16 protein-coding genes are annotated in these 19,816 nt (G+C 72.9%); 6 read left to right on the top strand and 10 right to left on the bottom strand.

Translation table 11 applies throughout. From position 1 onward, the window contains the following. Positions 1 to 383 precede the first annotated feature (383 nt). The 3 genes from ABZU32_RS39530 to ABZU32_RS39520 all read left to right on the top strand — a co-directional run bounded on the left by ABZU32_RS39530 (position 384) and on the right by ABZU32_RS39520 (position 4,110). The gene (locus ABZU32_RS39530; protein ID WP_354931590.1) at positions 384 to 1,190 is read left to right on the top strand and encodes a carotenoid biosynthesis protein; all 807 of its coding nucleotides are present in this window, start codon (positions 384 to 386) and stop codon (positions 1,188 to 1,190) included. Next, entirely contained in the window at positions 1,178 to 2,698 is a 1,521-nt protein-coding gene (crtI, locus tag ABZU32_RS39525) for a phytoene desaturase family protein (RefSeq protein WP_354931587.1), read from the top strand. Before ABZU32_RS39530 ends, crtI (ABZU32_RS39525) begins: the two co-directional genes overlap by 13 nt. 146 nt (positions 2,699 to 2,844) lie before the next feature. Then, on the top strand, positions 2,845 to 4,110 hold the full coding sequence (locus ABZU32_RS39520) for a glycosyltransferase family 2 protein (RefSeq protein ID WP_354931584.1): 1,266 nt from the start codon (positions 2,845 to 2,847) through the stop codon (positions 4,108 to 4,110). On the opposite strand, the gene ABZU32_RS39515 is transcribed toward ABZU32_RS39520, so the two are convergent. Continuing rightward, positions 4,061 to 4,672, bottom strand: a complete 612-nt coding sequence (locus ABZU32_RS39515; protein ID WP_354931581.1) for a glycerol-3-phosphate acyltransferase — start codon at positions 4,670 to 4,672, stop codon at positions 4,061 to 4,063. The two genes, ABZU32_RS39520 and ABZU32_RS39515, sit on opposite strands and share 50 nt — an antisense overlap. Between ABZU32_RS39515 and ABZU32_RS39510 the strand changes: the two genes are divergently transcribed. Beyond that, a complete protein-coding gene (locus ABZU32_RS39510; protein ID WP_354931578.1) occupies positions 4,632 to 5,480 on the top strand; it encodes a spheroidene monooxygenase in 849 nt (282 codons plus the stop codon). The genes ABZU32_RS39515 and ABZU32_RS39510 overlap by 41 nt on opposite strands. Before the next feature lie 32 nt (positions 5,481 to 5,512). Here ABZU32_RS39510 and plsX read toward each other — a convergent pair whose 3' ends face one another. The 4 genes from plsX to ABZU32_RS39490 are packed head-to-tail and all read right to left on the bottom strand — an operon-like array spanning position 5,513 to position 10,050. Continuing rightward, positions 5,513 to 6,598 carry a phosphate acyltransferase PlsX gene (gene plsX / locus ABZU32_RS39505; protein ID WP_354931575.1) on the bottom strand — a complete coding sequence of 362 codons (1,086 nt, stop codon included), beginning with the start codon at positions 6,596 to 6,598 and terminating at the stop codon, positions 5,513 to 5,515. 1 nt (position 6,599) lies between these two features. Next, positions 6,600 to 7,532 carry a phytoene/squalene synthase family protein gene (locus tag ABZU32_RS39500; RefSeq protein WP_354931572.1) on the bottom strand — a complete coding sequence of 311 codons (933 nt, stop codon included), beginning with the start codon at positions 7,530 to 7,532 and terminating at the stop codon, positions 6,600 to 6,602. Continuing rightward, positions 7,529 to 8,998, bottom strand: coding sequence for a phytoene desaturase family protein (crtI, locus tag ABZU32_RS39495; protein ID WP_354931569.1), 1,470 nt, complete (start codon positions 8,996 to 8,998; stop codon positions 7,529 to 7,531). Before crtI (ABZU32_RS39495) ends, ABZU32_RS39500 begins: the two co-directional genes overlap by 4 nt. Beyond that, positions 8,998 to 10,050, bottom strand: a complete 1,053-nt coding sequence (locus ABZU32_RS39490) for a polyprenyl synthetase family protein (RefSeq protein ID WP_354931566.1) — start codon at positions 10,048 to 10,050, stop codon at positions 8,998 to 9,000. The genes crtI (ABZU32_RS39495) and ABZU32_RS39490 overlap by 1 nt, the downstream gene beginning before the upstream one ends. Positions 10,051 to 10,279: 229 nt before the next feature. On the opposite strand from ABZU32_RS39490, the gene ABZU32_RS39485 reads away from it, so the two are divergent. Then, positions 10,280 to 11,395: a MerR family transcriptional regulator gene (locus ABZU32_RS39485; RefSeq protein ID WP_354931563.1), complete on the top strand. Its 1,116-nt coding sequence runs from the start codon at positions 10,280 to 10,282 to the stop codon at positions 11,393 to 11,395. Positions 11,396 to 11,497: 102 nt separating this feature from the next. Further along, positions 11,498 to 12,022 (top strand): sigma-70 family RNA polymerase sigma factor, encoded by a 525-nt coding sequence (locus tag ABZU32_RS39480; RefSeq protein WP_354931560.1) that lies wholly within the window; start codon positions 11,498 to 11,500, stop codon positions 12,020 to 12,022. A 77-nt stretch (positions 12,023 to 12,099) separates the two neighbouring features. Here ABZU32_RS39480 and ABZU32_RS39475 read toward each other — a convergent pair whose 3' ends face one another. From ABZU32_RS39475 to ABZU32_RS39455, 5 genes are all read right to left on the bottom strand, one after another. Further along, positions 12,100 to 14,691: a valine--tRNA ligase gene (locus ABZU32_RS39475; protein WP_354931557.1), complete on the bottom strand. Its 2,592-nt coding sequence runs from the start codon at positions 14,689 to 14,691 to the stop codon at positions 12,100 to 12,102. Between the two features lie 431 nt (positions 14,692 to 15,122). Further along, a complete protein-coding gene (clpX, locus tag ABZU32_RS39470; RefSeq protein ID WP_354850697.1) occupies positions 15,123 to 16,406 on the bottom strand; it encodes an ATP-dependent Clp protease ATP-binding subunit ClpX in 1,284 nt (427 codons plus the stop codon). A 180-nt stretch (positions 16,407 to 16,586) separates the two neighbouring features. Next, entirely contained in the window at positions 16,587 to 17,231 is a 645-nt protein-coding gene (locus tag ABZU32_RS39465; protein WP_354850693.1) for an ATP-dependent Clp protease proteolytic subunit, read from the bottom strand. 11 nt (positions 17,232 to 17,242) lie between these two features. Then, a complete protein-coding gene (locus ABZU32_RS39460; protein WP_354850690.1) occupies positions 17,243 to 17,887 on the bottom strand; it encodes an ATP-dependent Clp protease proteolytic subunit in 645 nt (214 codons plus the stop codon). A 116-nt stretch (positions 17,888 to 18,003) separates the two neighbouring features. Next, positions 18,004 to 19,575 (bottom strand): Na+/H+ antiporter, encoded by a 1,572-nt coding sequence (locus ABZU32_RS39455; RefSeq protein ID WP_354931554.1) that lies wholly within the window; start codon positions 19,573 to 19,575, stop codon positions 18,004 to 18,006. Positions 19,576 to 19,816 lie beyond the last annotated feature (241 nt).

Here is a 19,816-nt window from a genome sequence, read left to right as displayed (position 1 = left end):
ACCAAATCGCGCCGTTACCGGCACTTGACTCCCGCCACCCGAACCAACGAGCATTCAGGCCGCCCTGTCTCCAGGGCAACCCCTCTAACTTACCCTACTGCTTGGGCGAGGTCAACCGAGCCGGTCAGAGGCTCGAAGGGCTTCGCTGCGCAGCACTGTGACGCCGGACCCACCGTGGTTACGCCGGATCCGCGGGTGTCATCAGAGAGTTCCCCGGGATCCCGGCGCCTTGACGGCGGCCGATCGTTCCCTGGGGCGAGAAGAACAGTAAGGGCGGTCTCGTGGTCCGTCAAATCGCGGCGGGCCCGCGCAGCCACGCCTCGGCCGGGACACGGCGAGCTCTTCATGCATCTACGGCGCCGACGTCGATCGAATGACTACGTGTGAACGCGTGGGAGACGCTCAGGGAGAGAGCCGGGCCAGGACGACCGGGGCGCGGCGGCCGTGGCGGAGCCGAAGCCCGTTATCGGGTCGCCGGCGCGGCCCTGCTCGCCGCCATGGTCGCGGCCCAAGTAGAGACGGGGCTGCGCCATGAGGACCTGAGGCTGGTCAGCCTGGTCGTCGTCCTGCTGGCGGCCTCCGCGATCGCCTACGCGGCGGCCGCGCACACGCTGCCCAGGGCACTCGCCGCCTTCGGCGGGGCGGCCGCCGTGGGCTACGCGGCGGAGTGGATCGGCACGCGGTCCGGGGTGCCGTTCGGCGCGTACCACTACACCGGGGTGCTGTGGCCGAGCCCCGGCGGCGTTCCCCTCATCGTGGCGCTGGCCTGGGGCGGCATGGGGCTGGCCGCGCAGGCGGTCGCCCGCCGCGTCGCTCCCCGCGGCCGTACGGCCCGCGCGTGCGTGGGCGCGCTGGCCCTGACGGCGTGGGATCTGTTCCTCGACCCCCAGATGCTCCGCCTCGGACTGTGGCGATGGGAGGACACGGGGCCGTACCGCGGAGTGCCGTTCAGCAACTTCGTCGGCTGGTTCCTGGTGTCCCTGCTGGTCATGGTCTTGATCGACCGGGTCGCGGGCGGGCCGTCCTCCGGCAGCACAGGGTTGGTCGCGGTGTACACGGTGATGGCCGTGATGGAGACGATCGGTTTCGCGGCAGTGTTCCGCCCGCCCGACCTCCTGGTCGCCGCGGCGGGCGGAGTCGCCATGGGCACGTTCGCCCTGCTGGCATGGAGGTATCGATGGCGGAGGTGATCGTGGTCGGCGGCGGTGTGGGCGGCATGGTCTGCGCCCTGCTGCTCGCCCGTGACGGGCACGCCGTGCGGTTGTACGAGCGCCTGCCCCGACTCGGCGGCAAGCTCGCCGAGCACCGCCGCGAGGGGTTCACGTTCTCGCTCGGCCCCTCGCTGCTGACGCTCCCAGGGCTGTTCCGCGAGCTCGGCGTCCAGCTCGACCTCCTCGAACTGGACGTCCTGTGCCGTTACCGCTTCCACGACGGGACGTCGTTCTCGGCCTACCGCGACCCGGAGCGCACGGCGGCGGCGGTCGAGCGGCTCGCGCCCGGGGAGGGCGAGCGGTGGCGGGCCTTCCACCGGTGGGCCCGCGGCTGCCTGGAGGCGTCGCGGCGCACCTTCTTCGCCGGTCCGATGGCGCCGCTGACCCGGCCGCCGCAAGAAGTGCGGGCCACGGACCTGTGGGCGGTCGCTCCCGGCCGCACGCTCCACGGTCTGGCCGGCGCGTTCTTCCGCGACCCCCGGCTGCGCCAGTACGTCGACCGGTACGCCACCTACGCCGGGTCGAGCCCGTACCGGGCGCCCGCGGCGCTGGGCTGCATCCCGGCCATCGAGCACGGGGAGGGCGGCTGGTACGTGCCGGGCGGCCTGCCCCGCATCGCCGACGCCTTGCGCGCGCTGCTGGACGAGGCCGGCGTCGAGGTCCACCTTTCCACCGAGGTGAGCGAGGTGCTGGCCGACCGGACGCGCGCCCACGGCGTGCGGCTGGCGAGCGGCGAGGTGGTCACGGCGTCCGCCGTGGTGGTCAACGCCGACGCCGCGTCCCTGTACGGGCGGCTGCTCCCCGACCGGGTGCGGTTGCGGCGCATCGCGCGGCTCGGGCTGTCGTCCTCGGCGTTGCTCCTGCTCGCCGGCGTCGAAGGCAGGACCGAGGGACTGCCGCACCACTCGGTCGTGTTCTCCGCCGACTACCGCGAGGAGTTCGGTGACATCTTCGAGCGGCGGCGTCCCCCGGAGGACCCGACGGTCTACATCGGCTGCTCGGCCGTGGACGATCCCTCGCAGTCGCCCGCCGGCGCGGAGAACTGGGTCATGCTGGTCAACGTGCCCGCCGGAGATCCGGGGCGCTGGCCGGTGTCCCCCGAGGCGTACGGGGAGCGCGTGCTCGAGAGGCTGGCGGAGCGCGGGCACGACCTGTCCGGGCGGCTGCGTTTCCTGGAGACCTTCACTCCGGCCGACATCCGGGACCGCTACGGAGCCTGGGGCGGGGCGATCTACGGGGGCGCGTACGCCGGCAGGCTCGCGCCGTTCCGCCGGCCCGGCAACCGAGGTCCTCGACGGGGCCTGTACCTGGTGGGGGGCTCGGTCCATCCCGGCGGCGGGCTGCCGCTGGTGACGATGGGCGGGCGGATCGTCGCCGACCTGGTGAACGAGGACCTCCACGGCCGGAACGCCAAGACGAAAACGACCGCGAACCCTGGCGCCGTACCGCTGGACGCCGGCACCCGTGGGCGCGGCGAGGCATGGTGACGGGGCGCCGAGCGGCCGCGGCCTTCGAGTACATGCGCCGCGCCGCAGCGACCGGATCCCAAGCGGCGACCGGTTCCCAAGCGGCGACCGGCTCCCGGTCGTCGGGCGGTTGGCGGCCTGGAGGCGGAAGCCGGCATCTCGGACGGGTGCTCACCGGCGCGCAGGCGCTGGCCGCTCTGGCCGTCGGCGTGCGACTCGCGCGCGGGCGACGCCGCCTGCCTCCGCTCGCCCCCGGGGGCCCGGACGTCACCGCGCCAATCTCGGTGGTGATCCCGGCCAGGGACGAGGAGGCCCGTATCGGCCCGTGCCTGACGGCCGTACTGGCCGACCCGGCGGTGGCCGAGGTGATCGTCGTGGACGACGAGTCGTCCGACGGCACCGCCCGGCTCGCCGCCGCGCTCGGGGCGACGGTCGTGCGGGGACGGCCGCTGCCCGCCGGCTGGGTGGGCAAGCAGTGGGCCCTCCACCAGGGACTTCTGCGCGCCCGCGGCGCGATCGTCGTCACGCTGGACGCCGATGCCCGGTCGCTTCCCGGACTGTTCGGCGCGCTGGTCACGGCGCTGGAGGGCAGGGACCTGGTCAGCGTTGGCCCCCGGTTCGTGTGCGACGGAACCGCCGAGCAGGCGCTGCACGCCTCGTTCCTCGCCACGCTGGTCTACCGGTTCGGTCCCATCGGCCCTGCCACGCCCCCGCCGCCGCACCGGGTCGTCGCCAACGGCCAGTGCCTGGCCTTCCGGCGCGAGGCGATGCTGCGCGCCGACGGGTTCGCCCGCGTTCGCGGCCACATGACGGACGACGTCGCGCTCGCGCGACTGCTCGCGGCGCGGGGGTGGGTGGTCGGGTTCCTCGACGCGGGCGGCCTGCTGGAGGTCGACATGCACGAGTCGGCGACGGACGTGTGGCGGCAGTGGGGACGGTCGCTGCCGCTCAGCGACGTCACCCGTCCCGCGTGGCAGGCCGCCGACCTCGCCGTCGTGTGGCTGGCCGCCGCCCTTCCTGTGCTGAGGCTGGCCGCCGGACGGCCGACCCGGCTCGATCTCGCGCTGGTGGCCGTACGGCTGCTGCTCGCGGGGGCGCTGCGGAGGAGCTACGCGCGTCCCGGCCCCGGCGTCGCCCTGTCGGTGCTGCTCGACCCGGCCACGGCCGTACGGCTGTCGCTGGCGACGCTGCGTCCGGTGCGGACCTGGCGGGATCGCACCTATCCCCGCGTCCCTCCCGGGGGCGCGGTCGCGAGCGCCGCGCCGGCCGGAGCGTCCCACGAGGTCGGCGACGCCGTGGCGCCGGAGTCGCCTACCGCCACCGAGGCCGCGCCATCACAGCCGCATGCCGGCACGAACGCGGCGGCGCCGGAGGCGCCTACCGTCACGAGCGCCGCGCCGCCAGAGCCGCCTGTCCGAAGCGCAGGCCGATGAGGCACATCAGCGCTCCCGTCGCGGCGACGTGGCCGACCGGCGCGAAGGCGAACTGCAGCACCGGCAGGGCGAAGACGCCGGCCCTGGCGCCGATGGCGAACGACCGGGTGAGCATGGCGACGGCCGCGAGCAGGACCAGGGCGAGGGCGAACGCTGGCGGGCAGATGACCGCCATCCCTCCGGCGAAGGTGAGGATCGAGCGCCCGCCGCGGAACCGGGCGAACACCGGCCAGGCATGCCCGGCCATCGCCGCCGCGACGGCGGCGTACGCGGGGAGCACGCTCGGCGCGGCGACCACCCAAGGACCGGTCGTGTGCCATCCCCCGGCCGCCAGCCCGAGCAGTCCCGCGAGCACGCCTTTGATCATGTCGCCGGCGAAGACGGGCGCGGCCCCGCCCGCGCCGAGTCGCTCACGCACGTTCCAGAAGCCGGGGTTGCGGTCGCCGACGTCACGCGGGTCGAACCCGTGGGCCCGCGCGACCAGCACCGCCACCGGGATCGAGCCGAGAAGGTAACCGCCGATGACCGAGATCAGCGACATGACCGGCACGGGGAGCATCATCGCCTCGTTCCATCTCAACAGGTACGCGGACCTGGGTGCCGCGCGGTACATGGCGTTCGACCGGCCGGTGCTGCGCCGTACGAAGGGGCTGCTGTTCTGGCGGCTGCTCGGGACAGGGCGGGGACGGTCGATGACGCTGGGCGCGGACGCCCGCCGCTGGGCGCTGCTCGCCGTGTGGCGCGAGGAGGCGGCGCTGGACCGCTTCCTCGCCCGCTCCCCCATCCCGGCCAGGTGGCGGCGCGAGGCCGCCGAGTCGTGGCAGGTGCGCCTGGCGCCGCTGGCGTCTCGCGGACGCTGGGGCGGAGTGGCGCCGTTCGGCCCGGACTCCGTCCACCATCGCGCACCTGCCCCTGGGAGCGAACCGCCCGCTCGCGGCGTCGTCCACGGCGTGACGCCGCACGATGACGGGGGCTCCGGCCTCGGGTCCTTGGGCGGAGGTGCGCCGGAGCGCAGGGCGGGACCGGTCGCGGTGCTGACCAGGGCCGCGATCCGGCCACGGAGTCTGGTGCCCTTCTACCGGTCGGTCTCCGGGGTCGAGCGACTGCTGCGCGAGGAGGACGGGTGCCTGGCCTCGGTGGGCATCGGCGAGTGGCCGCTGGCCCGGCAGGCCACCTTCTCGCTCTGGCGGGACGCCGCGGCCGTCCGCGATTTCGCGTACGCGCAGGGCCCGCATCGGCGGGTGGTCGAACGGGTCCACGCGGAAGGCTGGTACTCCGAGGAGCTGTTCGCCCGCTTCGCGCCTTACGCGAGCGAGGGGACGTGGGACGGCGCCGATCCCCTCGCCGCCCGCGCGCACGAGGGCCCTTGAGAGGGTCCGGGAGGCGCGCGCCTGCGCGTGGCTCACCGGGCGGGCGTGACGGTCAGGTGCTCGCGCACGCGGGCCACGACCTGGCCCTCGGCGAGGTCGCGGGCGACGACGCAGGCACGGGCGATCGTCGCGGCCCGGGAGGAGCCGTGGGCCACGACCACCGTGCCGGCCAGGCCGAGAAGGGCCGCTCCGCCGTGTGTCTCGGGGTCGTAGCGGCGGGCGACCTGCCGCAGATCGTCGGGCCCGGCGATGCCGCACCGGGTGACCAGAGACAGGGTCGCCCGGACCGTCCCCTCGATGTTCTTCAGCACCACGTTGCCGGTGAATCCGTCGGTTACCACCACGTCGACGGTACCCGCGAGGACGTCGTCGCCCTCCACGTTGCCGTGGAAGCGGAACGGCATCCAGCGCAGCAGTTCCTCCGACCGGCGGGTGAGCCGGTTGCCCTTGCCCGGCTCGGAGCCGATGGAGAGCAGGCCCACCGAGGGGTCGTCCACGCCGAGCACGAGCTGGGCGTAGGAGACGCCGAGCAGCGCGAACTGGGCGATCATCTGCGGGGTCGGATCGACGGTGGCGCCCGCGTCGACCAGTACCGTGGCCCCGCCCCGCAGCGACGGCAGCGCCACGGCCAGCGCCGGGCGCAGCACCTGCGGGGCCGTGCCGAGCAGGCCGATCGCGCTCGCGACGACGGCCCCGGTGGAGCCGGCCGACACGAAAGATCCGCCGATGCCCTGCCGCAGCAGGTCCAGGCCGACCGCGAGGCTGGATCCGGTCCTGGTCAGGGCGCCGACGCCGCGTTCGGACATCGGGACGGCGTCGGTGGCCGGTGCGATGTCGGCCTCGCCCGCCGCGCCGAGACGCGCGAGCTCACGGCTCAGGACGTCCGGCAGGCCGGTGAGGATCACCTGGACGCCGTGTTCCCGCCGCGCCTGGACGGCTCCGCGCACGGTCTCGGCGGGGCCGTGGTCCCCGCCCATGGCGTCGAGGACGACCGGCCGCGACGGGACCTCCGGAGACGCGGCGTTCCGCCCGCTCGGCGTGCCCGGCGCCGGCGTGGGCGGGGACGCGGGCGTGGAGGGGGTGTCCGCCTGGGAGGGGTTGTCGTGGTCGCGATCCATCTCAGCGGGCCTTCACCTGGGTGCGGCGCTCGGCGCGGCCGGCGGCGGACGCGGCGGTCAGGTACCTGGTGAAGATGGCGAGCCGGCGCCGCCGGGGCACGCGAACCCGCCCCGCCAGGACGTCGTATCCGGCCGCCTCGACCTCCTCCAGGATCCCGCCGTACAGCTCGTAGGCGGCGCGCACGCAGGGCCGCGAGGACGGCACGAGCAGCTCGATGCCTTCCAGCGCTCGCCGGTAGTGGTCGCGCGCCCGGTCGGCCTCGTAGGCGATGAGGTCGCGGACGGCCGGGGTCGTCCGGCGGGCGATCAGGTCCTGTTCCGAGACGCCGAACTTCTCCAGGTCCTCCAGGGGGAGGTAGATGCGTCCCCGGTCGAGGTCCTCGGCCACGTCGCGGATGAAGTTGGTGAGCTGGAAGGCGAGGCCGAGCTGGCGGGCCGGCTCGCGCGCCCGTCCCGCGGCGCCCGGCAGCGGTTCAAGGATGGGCAGCATCATCGTGCCGATGACCGCCGCCGAGCCGTCCATGTACCCGAGCAGCTCGTCGTAGGTGCCGTAGCGGTGGACGGTCAGGTCGGCGCGCATGGAGGCGAGGAAGGCGTCGATGTCGGCGAGGTCGATGTCGAAGCCGCGCACCGTGTGGGTGAACGCCGGCAGCACCGGGTCCGCGACGGTCTCCCCGGCGAGGCCGGCGACGAGCTGGGCGACCAGATCCTCCAGCGCCGTTCCGCGGTCGCCGGTCATGGCGAAGGAGTCGACGATCTCGTCGGCGTGGCGGGCGAAGCCGTACAGCGCGTGCACGTGGGGCCGCTTCCAGGCCGGGAGCAGCAGGGTGGCCAGGTAGTACGAGCGCCCGTAGGAGGCGTGCAGCCGCCGGCACCGTTCGTAGCTGGCCGTCAGCGTGGTGGCGCGCGAGGGCGCCGCGGGGTGGGAGGTCATGGGGTGGACTCCAGGATGCGTTCCGCGGCCAGGCGGCCGGAGATGAGCACCGGCGGCACTCCGACTCCGGGCGCGGTGTACATGCCCGCGAAGTGCAGCCCGGGGACGCGGCGGGCCGCGCCGGCGGGCCGGAACCAGCCCGTCTGGGTGAACCGGTGGTCGAGGGCGAACGGGGTGCCCGCCGTGTGCCCGCGCCTGCTCCACGCGGGCGGGTCGAGGACCAGGTGCGGAGCCGTCGACAGGTCGCCGTAACCGAGGGCGTCGAGCCGGCCGAGCATGCGGTGCAGGAGCCGGGGAGTGAGCCGTTCCCAGTCGCCGCCGCCGTTCAGGTTGGCGGTGGGCTCCAGCACGCTGAGGGTGGCGTGCCCTTCGGGCGCGGCGGCGTCGTCGCCGCTGGGGTAGGTGACCAGCAGGCTCGGGTCGGACTGCGGCCGGCCCGCCTCCAGGGCGTCGAACGTGGCGTCCCATTCGCGCCCGAAGTGCAGGGTGTGGTGGGCCTGTCCGGGCAGGCGCCGATCCAGGCCGAAGTGGGCGACCAGGCAGGACGGGGAGAACCGGGGACGCCGCAGCCGCCAGTCGTCGGCCGCCTCCGGCAGCAGCCCGCGGTGCGCCGCCGCCCGGTCGCAGGCGACGACGACGTGGCTCGCGGGGAGCCGTTCGCCGGTGTCGAGGCGGACGCCGGTCACCCCCGCACCGTCGGCCTCCACGGCGGTGGCGCGGACGCCGTACCGCAGGTGGGCCCCGGCCTTGCCCGCGGCGCCGGCCATGGCGAGCGGGATGGCGCGCATACCGCCGTCGGCGGGGAAGTACACGCCGCCGACGGTGTCCATGTGGGCGATGACGGCGTAGATCCCGAGCGCGCGACGCGGGGCCAGGCCGACGTACAGCGCCTGGAAGGTGTGGGCCCTGATGAGCCGGTCGTCGGTCAGGTGCCGGCGCACCAGTCCGTCCAGCGTACGGAACCCGCCGAGCGCGGCGAGCCTGGCCAGCGCGTACGGGCGGGCGAGCGCGCGCAGCCGCGTCATGTCCCTGTCGATGAACGCCGCCCACTCCAGGCGGAACATCTCCTCCAGCAGCCGCCGCAGGCGCCGGTACCGCACCGCCTCCTCGGGCCCGCACAGCAGCCGTACCTGCTCGGTCATGGCCTCGGCTCCGGCGACCACGTCCAGGCTGGAGCCGTCGTGGTAGGTGAGCCGGTAGAACGGGTCGAGCCGCCGCAGCGGCAGCCAGCCGTCCATGTCCTGCCCGGCGGCGGCGAAGGTGCCGGCGAGCACACCGGGCATGGTGAGCACCGAGGGGCCGGTGTCGAACCGGTAGGGTCCGGCGGACTCGGTTCCGCAGCAGCCGCCGGGGCCGTCCTGCGCCTCCACGACGGTCACCTCGCGTCCCGCCCCGGCCAGGCGCATGGCCGCGGCGAGCCCGCCGAGCCCCGCCCCGATGACCACGACGGGGTGCCTCGCCCCCATCAGGCGTTCCTGCCCGTCGTCGCGTCGGCGAGTTCGAGCAGGGCGGCCGCGGCCTCGGCGGGCAGGTCCGCTCCGTCGATCGCCGCCCTCGCGGCGACCAGCAGGCCGGCGACGCGCGCCTCGACGGTGTCCAGCGCGCCGGTGGAGACGATCAGGTCGCGGGCGGCGGCGACGTCCTGGTCGCGCACGTGGTCCAGGACGGCCGCGCCGCGCACGCCGGCCCGTTCGCGGGCCACCGCCGTGAGGTAGGTGCGCTTGCCCTGCAGCAGGTCGATCGCGGCGGGCTTGCCGGTGGCCGCCGGGTCGCCGAACACGCCGAGCACGTCGTCGCGGAGCTGGAACGCCTCCCCCAGCGGCAGCGCGTACGCGCTCAGGGTCGGGCGCACGGCCGGGCCGCCCCCGGCGATGGCGCAGCCGAGGTGCAGGGGCCGCTCGACGGTGTACTTGCCGGACTTGTACCTGGCGATCAGGGTGGCCTCCTCGCGGCCGCCGGTTCCGCGGGCCGCGCCGGCCAGGTCCATGTACTGCCCGGCGATGATCTCGACGCGCAGCCGGGTGAAGATCTCCAGGGCCTCGCCCAGGCGCCGCCCGCTGTCGAGCAGCGCCGCGTCGGCCCAGGTGAAGGCCATCATGCCGAGCAGCACGGCGGTGGACTCGCCGAAGCGGCGGGGGTCGCCGGACCAGCCGAGCTCCCGGTGACGGGCGGCCAGCCCGGCGTGGGCCGTGGTCTGGCCGCGCCGGGTGCCGGCCTCGTCCATCACGTCGTCGAGCAGGAGCGCGCAGGCGTGCAGCAGTTCCACCGCGCAGGCCGCCGGAAGCACGACGTCCAGATCCGCGGGCGAGCCGCCCGCCGCGCGGTACCCCCAGTACACGAACGAGGGCCGCAGCCGCTTGCCGCCCCGCAGGACGAAGTCGGCCACATATCGCCGTACGGCCGCGCGCTCCTCGTCCCCGAGGAAGTCCAGCCGGTCCATCTCGCGTTCGAGCAGGTGGCCGAGGTGGCGGTCGATCAGCTCGCGGAGTTCGCTCTTCTCCCGGGCCAACGTCACCATGGGCACCGCTCCTTCGGCCATTGCAGGGATCATGGGCCTCATCAGTAAAGTTTTCGTGCCTCCTCGGCGGCGCGGTTGCACCCATGCCGGGCATGCTCTGCAAAGCGGGACAGAAGATGAACCTCCGCTGGTCAATGCGCCCTGGTTCGTGAGCCGACCGTGGCCGAACCGCTGAGCGCGGTGCGGCGAGGCGGCTGGAGATGGACGACGACGGAGGGTGGGGCGGCCGGTGGGGCACGACGGCGCGGCGCGGGACGGCGACGGCGCGGCGCAGGACGGCGACGGCGCGGCGCAGGACGGCGGCGGTCCGCCGGCCGGGGACGAGCCCGGCTACGGCATCGGGGCCGTCGCACGGCGGCTCGGCGTGCCCGTCCCGACGCTGCGCACCTGGAACCTGCGGTACGGCATCGGTCCGAGCCGCCGCAGCCCGGGCGGGCACCGGCGCTACGACGAGGCGGACCTGCGCCGGCTGGAGGAGATGAACCGGCTCATCCACGCCGGGGTGGCTCCGGCGGACGCGGCGGGTCACGCCCTGCGCCACCGCCCGCCACCCGGCCCGGTCGCCCCTGCGGCCGCGACCGCCGGGTCCGTGCCGTCACCGGAGCGCACCCCGGCCGGTGAAAGCGGCCACGCGGCGGCCGGTGAACCGGGCACGGCAGGGAGCGTGCCCGGCCGCACGGCGATCGGTGAACCCGGCCACGCGCGCGGCGAAGAAGCGAGGTCTCCTGCGACGCCGGGACGGCCGCCCTCGGCCGCGGCGCTCGCGCGGGCGGCGCTCGCGCTGGACGTGCGCACCGTGGACGGCCGGCTGGAGGCGGCGCTGCACGATCGGGGCGTCGCCTGGACCTGGGAACGGCTCGTGCGGCCGGCGTTCGCCGTCATCGTCGGCAGGCAGGAGGAGACGGGCGCGGGCGTGGAGGTGGAGCACATGTTCTCCGAGCGCCTGCTGGACGCGCTGGCCGCCCGCGCCCGCGAGGCCCCGGATCCGGCGTACCCGCGGCCGGTGCTGCTCGCGTGCGCGGAGGAAGAGCAGCACAGCCTGCCGGTGTACGCGCTGGCGGCGGCGCTGGGCGAGCTGGCCGTCGAGACCCGGGTGCTGGGCCCCCGCACGCCGTACGCCGCGCTGGAGGCGGCGATGCGGCGGCTCGGGCCCTCGGTCGTCTTCGTCTGGTCGCACCGGCGGGAGACCGGCGACGCGGTGCCGCTCGCGGCGCTGCCCCGGCTGCGACCGGCGAGCCGTGTGGTAGTGGGCGGCCCCGGTTGGGCGGACGTCCTGCCGCCCGGGACGGCGCGCGTGTCCACCCTGCCGGAGGCGATCACGGCCGTCATGGGCCTTCTGCGCTGAGCCCATCTCTGCGGGCCGCGGTGGCGGCCGACGGTTGCGCCGGCATGCCGAAGGCGACTATGAATAGGTTTTGAGTAGCTTTCCGATGGCATGAGGGTGTTCATGAACGAGACCCTGGAGTACCGCCTGGCCGCGGGAGAGGAGACGGCGATCGGCGACTGCTACCGCACGCACGCCCCCGCCGTCCGTTCCTACCTGCGCAGATATGTGCCGCCCCAGGACGTCGAGGACGTCCTGCAGGTCGTCTTCACCGAGGCGTGGCGGTTCGGGCACCGCTTCGACCCTGCCCGCAGCCTCACGGCATGGCTGCTGGGCATCGCCTACAAGCGCGCCGTCGACCACCTGCGGGTGCGCACGCTCACCACGGTGCCGCTGGAGGCCGTCACCGAGCCGACCGGCCACGACGGGCGCGACGACGGCGACGTGCTCGCCGACCGCGACCGCATCAGGCGGGCGCTCGCCGTCCTTCCCGACGCCCAGCGGCAGGCGATCGAGCTGGCCTACTACGGGGACCTGACGCAACGCGAGATCGCCGACCGGCTGCGCGTGCCGCTCGGCACCGTCAAGGCGCGCACGGCACGCGGCCTGCGCCGCCTGTCGCTGCTGCTCGCCCCCGCCACCACCTGACCCGTCGCCCGTCAAGGGCAGGACCGCCAGCGGCCAACGGCCACCGGCGGGGGCCTCCACCCGTCGGCCCGCGAGCCTCAGCTCGCCGGCAGGGCGGCCAGCTGGGCCTCGAGGCGGGCGATGTCGGCGTCCGCCTGGGTGGCGCGGGCGCGGACCTTGGCGACCACGTCATCGGGCGCCTTGGACATGAACTGCTCGTTGGCGAGCTTCGCGGCGACCTGGGCCGCCTCCTTGCGCGCGGCGGCGAGATCCTTCTCCATGCGCCTGCGCTCGGCCGCGACGTCGATGGCGCCGGCGGTGTCGATCTCGATCGAGGCCGTGCCCACCGCGAGCCGCGCCGTCGGAGTGAACGACTCGGAGGGATCGTCCAGCCGCAGCAGGCTGCGGATCGCCGGCTCGTGCGCCGCGAGCGCCGTGCCGTCGAGCGTGAGCCTGGCCGCGACCCGCTGACCCGGCTTCAGGCCCTGGTCGGAACGGAACCGGCGGACCTCGGTGATGAGCTCCTGCAGGGCCAGGATCTCCTCCTCGGCCGCCTGGTCGCCGTACTCCCCGGCCACCGCCGGCCACGAGGCCGCCATGATGGACGGGCCGGAGGTCAGCGCCCGCCAGAGCTCCTCGGTGACGAACGGCACCAGCGGGTGCAGCAACCGCAGCAGGGCGTCGAACACGTGGCCCAGCACCAGGCGGGTGCGGTCGGCGACCTCACCGCCCGCCGCGATCTGGATCTTCGCGAGCTCGACGTACCAGTCGCAGACCTCGTCCCACGCGAAGTGGTAGAGCTGGTCTGAGATCTTGGCGAACTCGAAGTCCTCGTAGGCGGCGTCCACCGCGCCGGTGACCGCCCGCAGCCGCGACAGGATCCACCGGTCGGCGACGGTCAGCTCGCCCGGCGCCGGCAGCGCCCCGGAGACGGTCGCGCCGTTCAGCAGCGCGAACCGGGTGGCGTTCCAGATCTTGTTGCAGAAGTTGCGCGAGCCCGCCGCCCAGTCTTCGCTGATGGCGACGTCCGAGCCGGGGCCGGCCCCGCGCAGCAGGGTGAAGCGCGTCGCGTCCGCGCCGTACCGGGAGATCCAGTCGAGCGGGTCGATGACGTTGCCGGAGGACTTGGACATCTTCTTGCCGTACTGGTCGCGCACGATGCCGTGCAGGGCCACCGTGCGGAACGGCGGCGTGCCGTCCATGGCGTACAGCCCGAACATCATCATGCGGGCGACCCAGAAGAACAGGATGTCGTAGCCGGTGACCAGCACCGTGGTCGGGTAGAACCGCTCGAGGTCGGCCGTGCGGTCGGGCCAGCCGAGGGTCGAGATCGGCCACAGGCCCGAGGAGAACCAGGTGTCGAGCACGTCGGAGTCCTGGACATAGCCGGCGGGGGCCTGCTCGTCGGGCTCCACGCACACGACCTGGCCCTCGGGGCCGTACCACACCGGGATGCGGTGGCCCCACCACAGCTGACGCGAGATGCACCAGTCGTGCATGTCGTCGACCCAGTCGAAGTAGCGCTTGGCCAGCTCGGGCGGGTGAATGCGGGTGCGGCCGTCGCGGACGGCGTCCCCCGCGGCCTTGGCCAGCGGCTGGACGTTGACGAACCACTGCAGCGACAGCCGCGGCTCGACCACGGTCTTGCAGCGCGAGCAGTGGCCGACGGCGTGGACGTAGGGGCGCTTCTCGGCGACGATGCGGCCCTCGGCGCGCAGAGCCGCCACGACGGCGGGCCTGGCCTCGAACCGGTCGAGGCCCTGGAACGGGCCGTGCGCGGTGATGACGCCGCGCTCGTCCATGACCGTGATGGACGGCAGCCCGTGCCGGCGGCCGATCTCGAAGTCGTTGGGGTCGTGCGCCGGGGTCACCTTGACGGCGCCGGTGCCGAAGGCCGGGTCGACGTGCTCGTCGGCCACGATCGGGATCATCCGCCCGGTCAGCGGCACCTCCACCTGCGTGCCCACCAGATGCGCGTAGCGCTCGTCGGCGGGATGGACGGCGACGGCGGTGTCCCCGAGCATCGTCTCGGCGCGGGTGGTGGCGACCACGATGGCCCCCTGCCCCTCGCCGTAGCGGATGGAGACCAGCTCGCCCTCGTCGTCGCCGTGGTCGACCTCGATGTCGGACAGCGCGGTGAGGCAGCGCGGGCACCAGTTGATGATGCGCTCGGCGCGGTAGATGAGCCCGTCGTCGTACAGCCGCTTGAAGATGGTCTGGACGGCGCGGGAGAGCCCTTCGTCCATGGTGAAGCGCTCGCGCGACCAGTCGACGCTGTCGCCGAGCTTCTTCATCTGGCCCAGGATGCGCCCGCCGGACTCCTCCTTCCACTGCCAGACGCGCTCGACGAACGCCTCGCGGCCGAGGTCGTGCCGGGAGAGGCCCTGCTTGGCCAGCTCGCGCTCGACGACGTTCTGGGTGGCGATGCCGGCGTGGTCCATGCCCGGCAGCCACAGCGCCTCGTGGCCGCGCATGCGGGCGCGCCTGCTCAGGGCGTCCTGGATGGAGTGGTCGAGGGCGTGGCCGATGTGCAGGACGCCGGTGACGTTGGGCGGCGGCAGCACGATGGTGTGAGGCTCTCGCCCGCTGCCTACGTCCGCCGTGAAGTACCCCTCGGCGACCCAGCGCTCGTAGCTCTGGGTCTCGACGTCGGCGGGCGCGTACTGGGTAGGCAGCTCAGGCGTTGTCACAGTCCCCAATTGTAGGGACGGCGGCGTGCCGTCCGTGTCGCAACGACCCGGCGCCCGTTATCGGGATTATGGTCACGGCCACCGAAAAGGCATCTTCGGCACGACTGAAAGTACGGTCTCGCTACGGTGCGTAACACGCGCGAGATGTTCGTCCGGTATCGCCCGCGCGCCGCACGACCTCCGCTGCCGCGCCCACCCGGCGGGAAAGCCGATCGCCGGCCCGAGGGCGGCCATGAACCCCGCGTGATGGCGGACGGACGGCGACGGGCGGAGCGGGGCGGAGAGACGGCGACGGGCGCCGCGAGGGCGGAGTCGGCGGCGGGCGCCGCGGGGCGGCGGAGAGACGGCGACGGGCGCCGCGAGATCACGAGCGGCTCGATGGCCGCTCCGCGATCACGCGGCGCCCGTGCCGGAAAGGCGGGGCCGCCCGGTCAGGCGGACTTCTCCCTGGGAGTGCGCTGCTGCTTGGCGTTGAGCTGGTCGCGCGGCACCAGGGTCGGGTTGACGTGCTCCAGGACCGACTCGCGGGTGATGACGACGCGGGCGACGTCCTGGCGGGACGGCACCTCGTACATCACCGAGAGCAGGACCTCCTCCATGATCGCGCGCAGGCCGCGGGCGCCGGTGCCGCGCAGGATCGCCTGGTCGGCGATGGCCTCGAGCGCGTCGTCGGTGAACTCCAGCTCCACGTTGTCGAGCTCGAACAGCCGGCGGTACTGCTTGACCAGCGCGTTGCGCGGCTCGGTGAGGATCTGGATGAGCGCCTCGCGGTCGAGGTTGTGCACGCTGGTGATCACCGGAAGGCGGCCGACGAACTCGGGGATCATCCCGAACTTCAGCAGGTCCTCCGGCATGACGTCGGCGAAGATGTCCGAGGCGTCGATGTCGTCCTTGGAGTGGATGATCGCGTTGAAGCCGATGCCCTTCTTGCCGATGCGCGACTCGATGATCTTCTCGAGCCCGGCGAAGGCGCCACCGCAGATGAACAGCACGTTGGTGGTGTCGATCTGGATGAACTCCTGGTGCGGGTGCTTGCGGCCGCCCTGGGGGGGCACGCTCGCGGTGGTGCCCTCGAGGATCTTCAGCAGGGCCTGCTGCACGCCCTCGCCCGAGACGTCCCGGGTGATCGAGGGGTTCTCGCTCTTGCGGGCGATCTTGTCGACCTCGTCGATGTAGATGATGCCCGTCTCGGCCTTCTTGACGTCGTAGTCGGCCGCCTGGATCAGCTTGAGCAGGATGTTCTCGACATCCTCTCCGACGTACCCCGCCTCTGTGAGCGCCGTGGCGTCCGCGATGGCGAACGGAACGTTCAGCATCTTCGCCAGCGTCTGCGCCAGAAGGGTCTTGCCCGAGCCCGTAGGGCCGAGCAAGAGGATGTTGGACTTCGCCAGTTCCAGGCCGTCGTCTCGGCCGCGTTCGCCGGACTGCACCCGCTTGTAGTGGTTGTAGACCGCCACCGAGAGGGCCTTCTTCGCCTTGTCCTGGCCGATGACATAGGCGTCGAGGAACTCGTAGATCTCTCTCGGTTTGGGCAGGCTATCCCACTTGAGCTCGGAGGACTCGGAGAGCTCCTCCTCGATGATCTCGTTGCAGAGATCGATGCACTCATCGCAGATGTAGACGCCTGGTCCGGCGATGAGCTTCTTGACTTGCTTCTGGCTCTTCCCGCAGAACGAGCACTTCAGCAGGTCTCCGCCGTCGCCGATGCGTGCCACCCCAGATACTCCTTTGCGTGGGACCGCCTGCTCCGCGATCCGAATCTTGCGGACTCGGTCCGAAAAGTCATCCCGCTCAGGTTTCGACGTTACCGTCTTCTGGGCCCTCAGTGCGCCCCCTAGCGGTGAGTCGCACCGGAACGTGCCCAATTGGGCACCGTTCCGGTGCGATCCGCGTCCTCAGGAAGCAACGGCTTGAGCGCGCTTCTTCCGTGAGGGGATGATGTCGTCGATCAGGCCGTAGGCCTTGGCCTCGTCGGCGTTGAGGATCTTGTCGCGCTCGATGTCGCGGCGGACCTCGTCGGGCGCCTTGCCCGAGTGCCGGGCGACGATCGTCTCCAGGAGCGCGCGCATGCGCAGGATCTCGCGCGCCTGGATCTCGATGTCGCTTCCCTGGCCGCCGCCCTCGGTGGAGGGCTGGTGGATCAGGACGCGGGCGTTCGGCAGGGCGAAGCGCTTGCCCGACGTGCCGCCGGCCAGCAGCACCGCCGCGGCCGAGGCCGCCTGGCCAAGGCACACGGTCTGGATCTCGGGCCGGACGAACTGCATGGTGTCGTAGATCGCGGTCATCGCGGTGAACGACCCGCCCGGCGAGTTGATGTAGATGCTGATGTCGCGGTCGGGATCGAGCGACTCCAGCGTGAGGAGCTGGGCCATCACGTCGTTGGCCGACGCGTCGTCGATCTGCACGCCGAGGAAGATGATGCGGTCCTCGAACAGCTTGTTGTAGGGGTTCATCTCCTTGACGCCGTACGTCGTGCGCTCGACGAACGAGGGGATGATGTAGCGGCCGTTGATGTCCCCCGGCCGGATCAGATCACTCACGAGTTGCCCCTTCAGGAGACGGCGCCCTCAGAGGGCACCTGCCGCGCGCTGCGCACGACGTTATCGATGAAGCCGTAGTCCCTGGCCTCCTCGGCGGTGAACCAGCGGTCGCGGTCGGAGTCCTTCTCGATCTGCTCCAGCGGCTGGCCGGTGTGGTGGGCGATGCGCTCGGCCAAGGTCTTCTTGACGTACAGCATCTGCTCGGCCTGGATCGCGATGTCGGCGGCGGTGCCGCCGATGCCGCCGGAGGGCTGGTGCATCATGATGCGGGCGTGCGGCAGCGCGTACCGCTTGCCCGTCGCGCCGGCGCACAGCAGGAACTGCCCCATCGAGGCGGCCAGACCCATGGCGACGGTGCAGACGTCGTTCGGCACGTACTCCATCATGTCGTAGATCGCCATGCCGGCCGTGACCGAACCACCAGGGGAGTTGATGTACAGCCAGATGTCGCGGTCGGGGTCGTCGGCGGCAAGGAGGAGCAGTTCAGCGCAGATGCGGTTGGCGACCTCGTCGTCCACCTGGGTGCCGAGCACCACGATGCGCTCACGCAGCAGACGGTTGTATAGCTGATCCTCAAGGCGGAACGAGCCGTTCTCACGGCCACGCGACTCCGGCCCAAAGCTCGTGGGCTGGTTAGAGGTCGGCGGGCTGGTCACAGCGTCACCTTCCGATGCGTCGTAATCGATGGGCTTTGCTTGTGACCTTAACGCGCGGCGCCGACCGGTCAGTCCCGGTCTCGACACTGTTCGCTGTCGGCGCAGGTACCGGGAGGTCAGTGGGACCCCGAGGCGCGACGGCGATCCTCCAGGTCCAGCTCGTGGATGAGGTGCCGCTGCGTCGCCGCACTGATCTTGCCCTTGGAGTAGAGCTCGTCCAGTTTCTCCCGCTGGGCGTGGGCGAGTTGCCTGCGCAGCCCGCGGGTGCCGGAGTCGGGCGAGGTTCCGTCCTCGTCGTCATCCTCATCGAGTATCGCACGCACCGTGTCCAGGCGCAGCTCCAGGAGCTGGCGGAACACGCCGGCGGTGTGCTCGTCCACCTCGCCCTCGGAGGCCAGGTGGTCGAGCCTGGACAGGGCAGCCTCCACGGTCGCCTGGCGGGCCTTGGCCTCCTCGATGACCGACTCCTGCGTCTCGCCGAGCCCGAAGCGCCGCAGCAGCGCGGCCAGCGTGGTCGCCTGGCCGATCAGCGTGGCCATGATGACCACGGCGGCCAGGAATATGAGCAGCGGCCGGTTGGGGACGGTGAGCGGGATCGACAGGGCGACGGCGAGGGTGATGGCCCCGCGCATCCCGGCCCATCCCATGACCAGCCGCTGCGCCCGCCCGATGCCGTCGAAGGACAGATGCCGGCCCGGCAGCCACTTGGCCAGCGGGAAGACCGCCATGGTCCACGCCAGGCGAACCAGCACGACCACGGCGAGGACGACCAGCGCCGTGCCGGCGAGCGTGGCGAAGGAATAGTCCGTCACCCCGTTCAGCACCTGGCGGATCTCCAGCCCGAGCAGGACGAACAGGCTGGACTCCAGCAGCAGGACCAGCACCTCCCAGAAAGCGTCGCCGGTGAGCCTGGAGGAGGGCTGGAGCAGGCCGTGGGCCCGTACGCCGAGGTAGAAGCCGGTGGTGATGGTGGCGAGCACCCCCGAGAAGCCGAAGTGCTCGGCGGGGAGGTAGGCGACGAACGGGGTGATCAGCGACACGACGATCTGCGCGCCGTTGTCCGTGATCCGGCCGCGCAGGCGGGCCACGACCCAGCCGAGGACCAAGCCGTACAGCACGCCGCCCGCCACGATGCGCACCAGCATCAGGCCGCCCTCCGAGAGGGTGACCGGCTCGGTGATCGCGGTGAGGGCGAGGCCGAACAGGGTGAGGGCCACGGCGTCGTTGACCAGGCTCTCCCCCTCCAGGATGGTCACCAGTCGGCGGGGGGCGCCCAGGCGCTTCATGACCGAGGTCGCCGCCACGGGGTCGGTGGGTGCGACCGCGGCGCCGAGCGCCAGCGCCACCGGCCAGCCGATCTGCGGCACGGCGAGGCGCACGGCGGCCATGACGGCCAGGGCGGTCACGCAGGTGAGGCCGAAGGCCATCACCGAGATGGGCACGGCGTCCTCCTTGGTCTCGCGCGGGGCGGTCAGGAAGGCGGCGCGGTAGACCAGGGGCGGCAGGTAGAGGGTGAGGATGACGTCGGGCGGCACGGCGGCCTTCCCCATGCCCGGCACGAAGCTCGCGGCCAGCCCGAGCAGGACGAGCGGGATCGCCGCGGGGATGCCGAAGCCGCGTCCGAGCCCCCGCCCCACGAGCATGATCACCGCGACGACCACGGCGACGATGACGTGGCCCTCAACCATTGGCGTCCCCGCGTACCCGTTTCACAGGTCTGAGTTGCCCGAGATCCGCCGATAATCACCCCAAGGTGCGCTAAAGGGTGCGCATCCTGCATATGCCGGTGAATCCGAACGTGCATCCTCACGCCGCGGCGACCCGCCGAGACGGCGACGCTCACCACGCGGCGGCCCGCCGGGACGGCGGCGCTCACGCCGTGAGGGCCCACGAGACGGCGATGCCCCCGCCGCGTCCTCGCGGCGGGGG

The sequence above is a fragment of the Sphaerisporangium sp. NPDC005288 genome, assembly GCF_040607475.1.
GTDB lineage: Bacteria > Actinomycetota > Actinomycetes > Streptosporangiales > Streptosporangiaceae > Sphaerisporangium > Sphaerisporangium rhizosphaerae.
The sequence above is the reverse complement of the archived record's forward strand: the minus strand, read 5'-3'. Positions and strand labels throughout refer to the sequence as shown.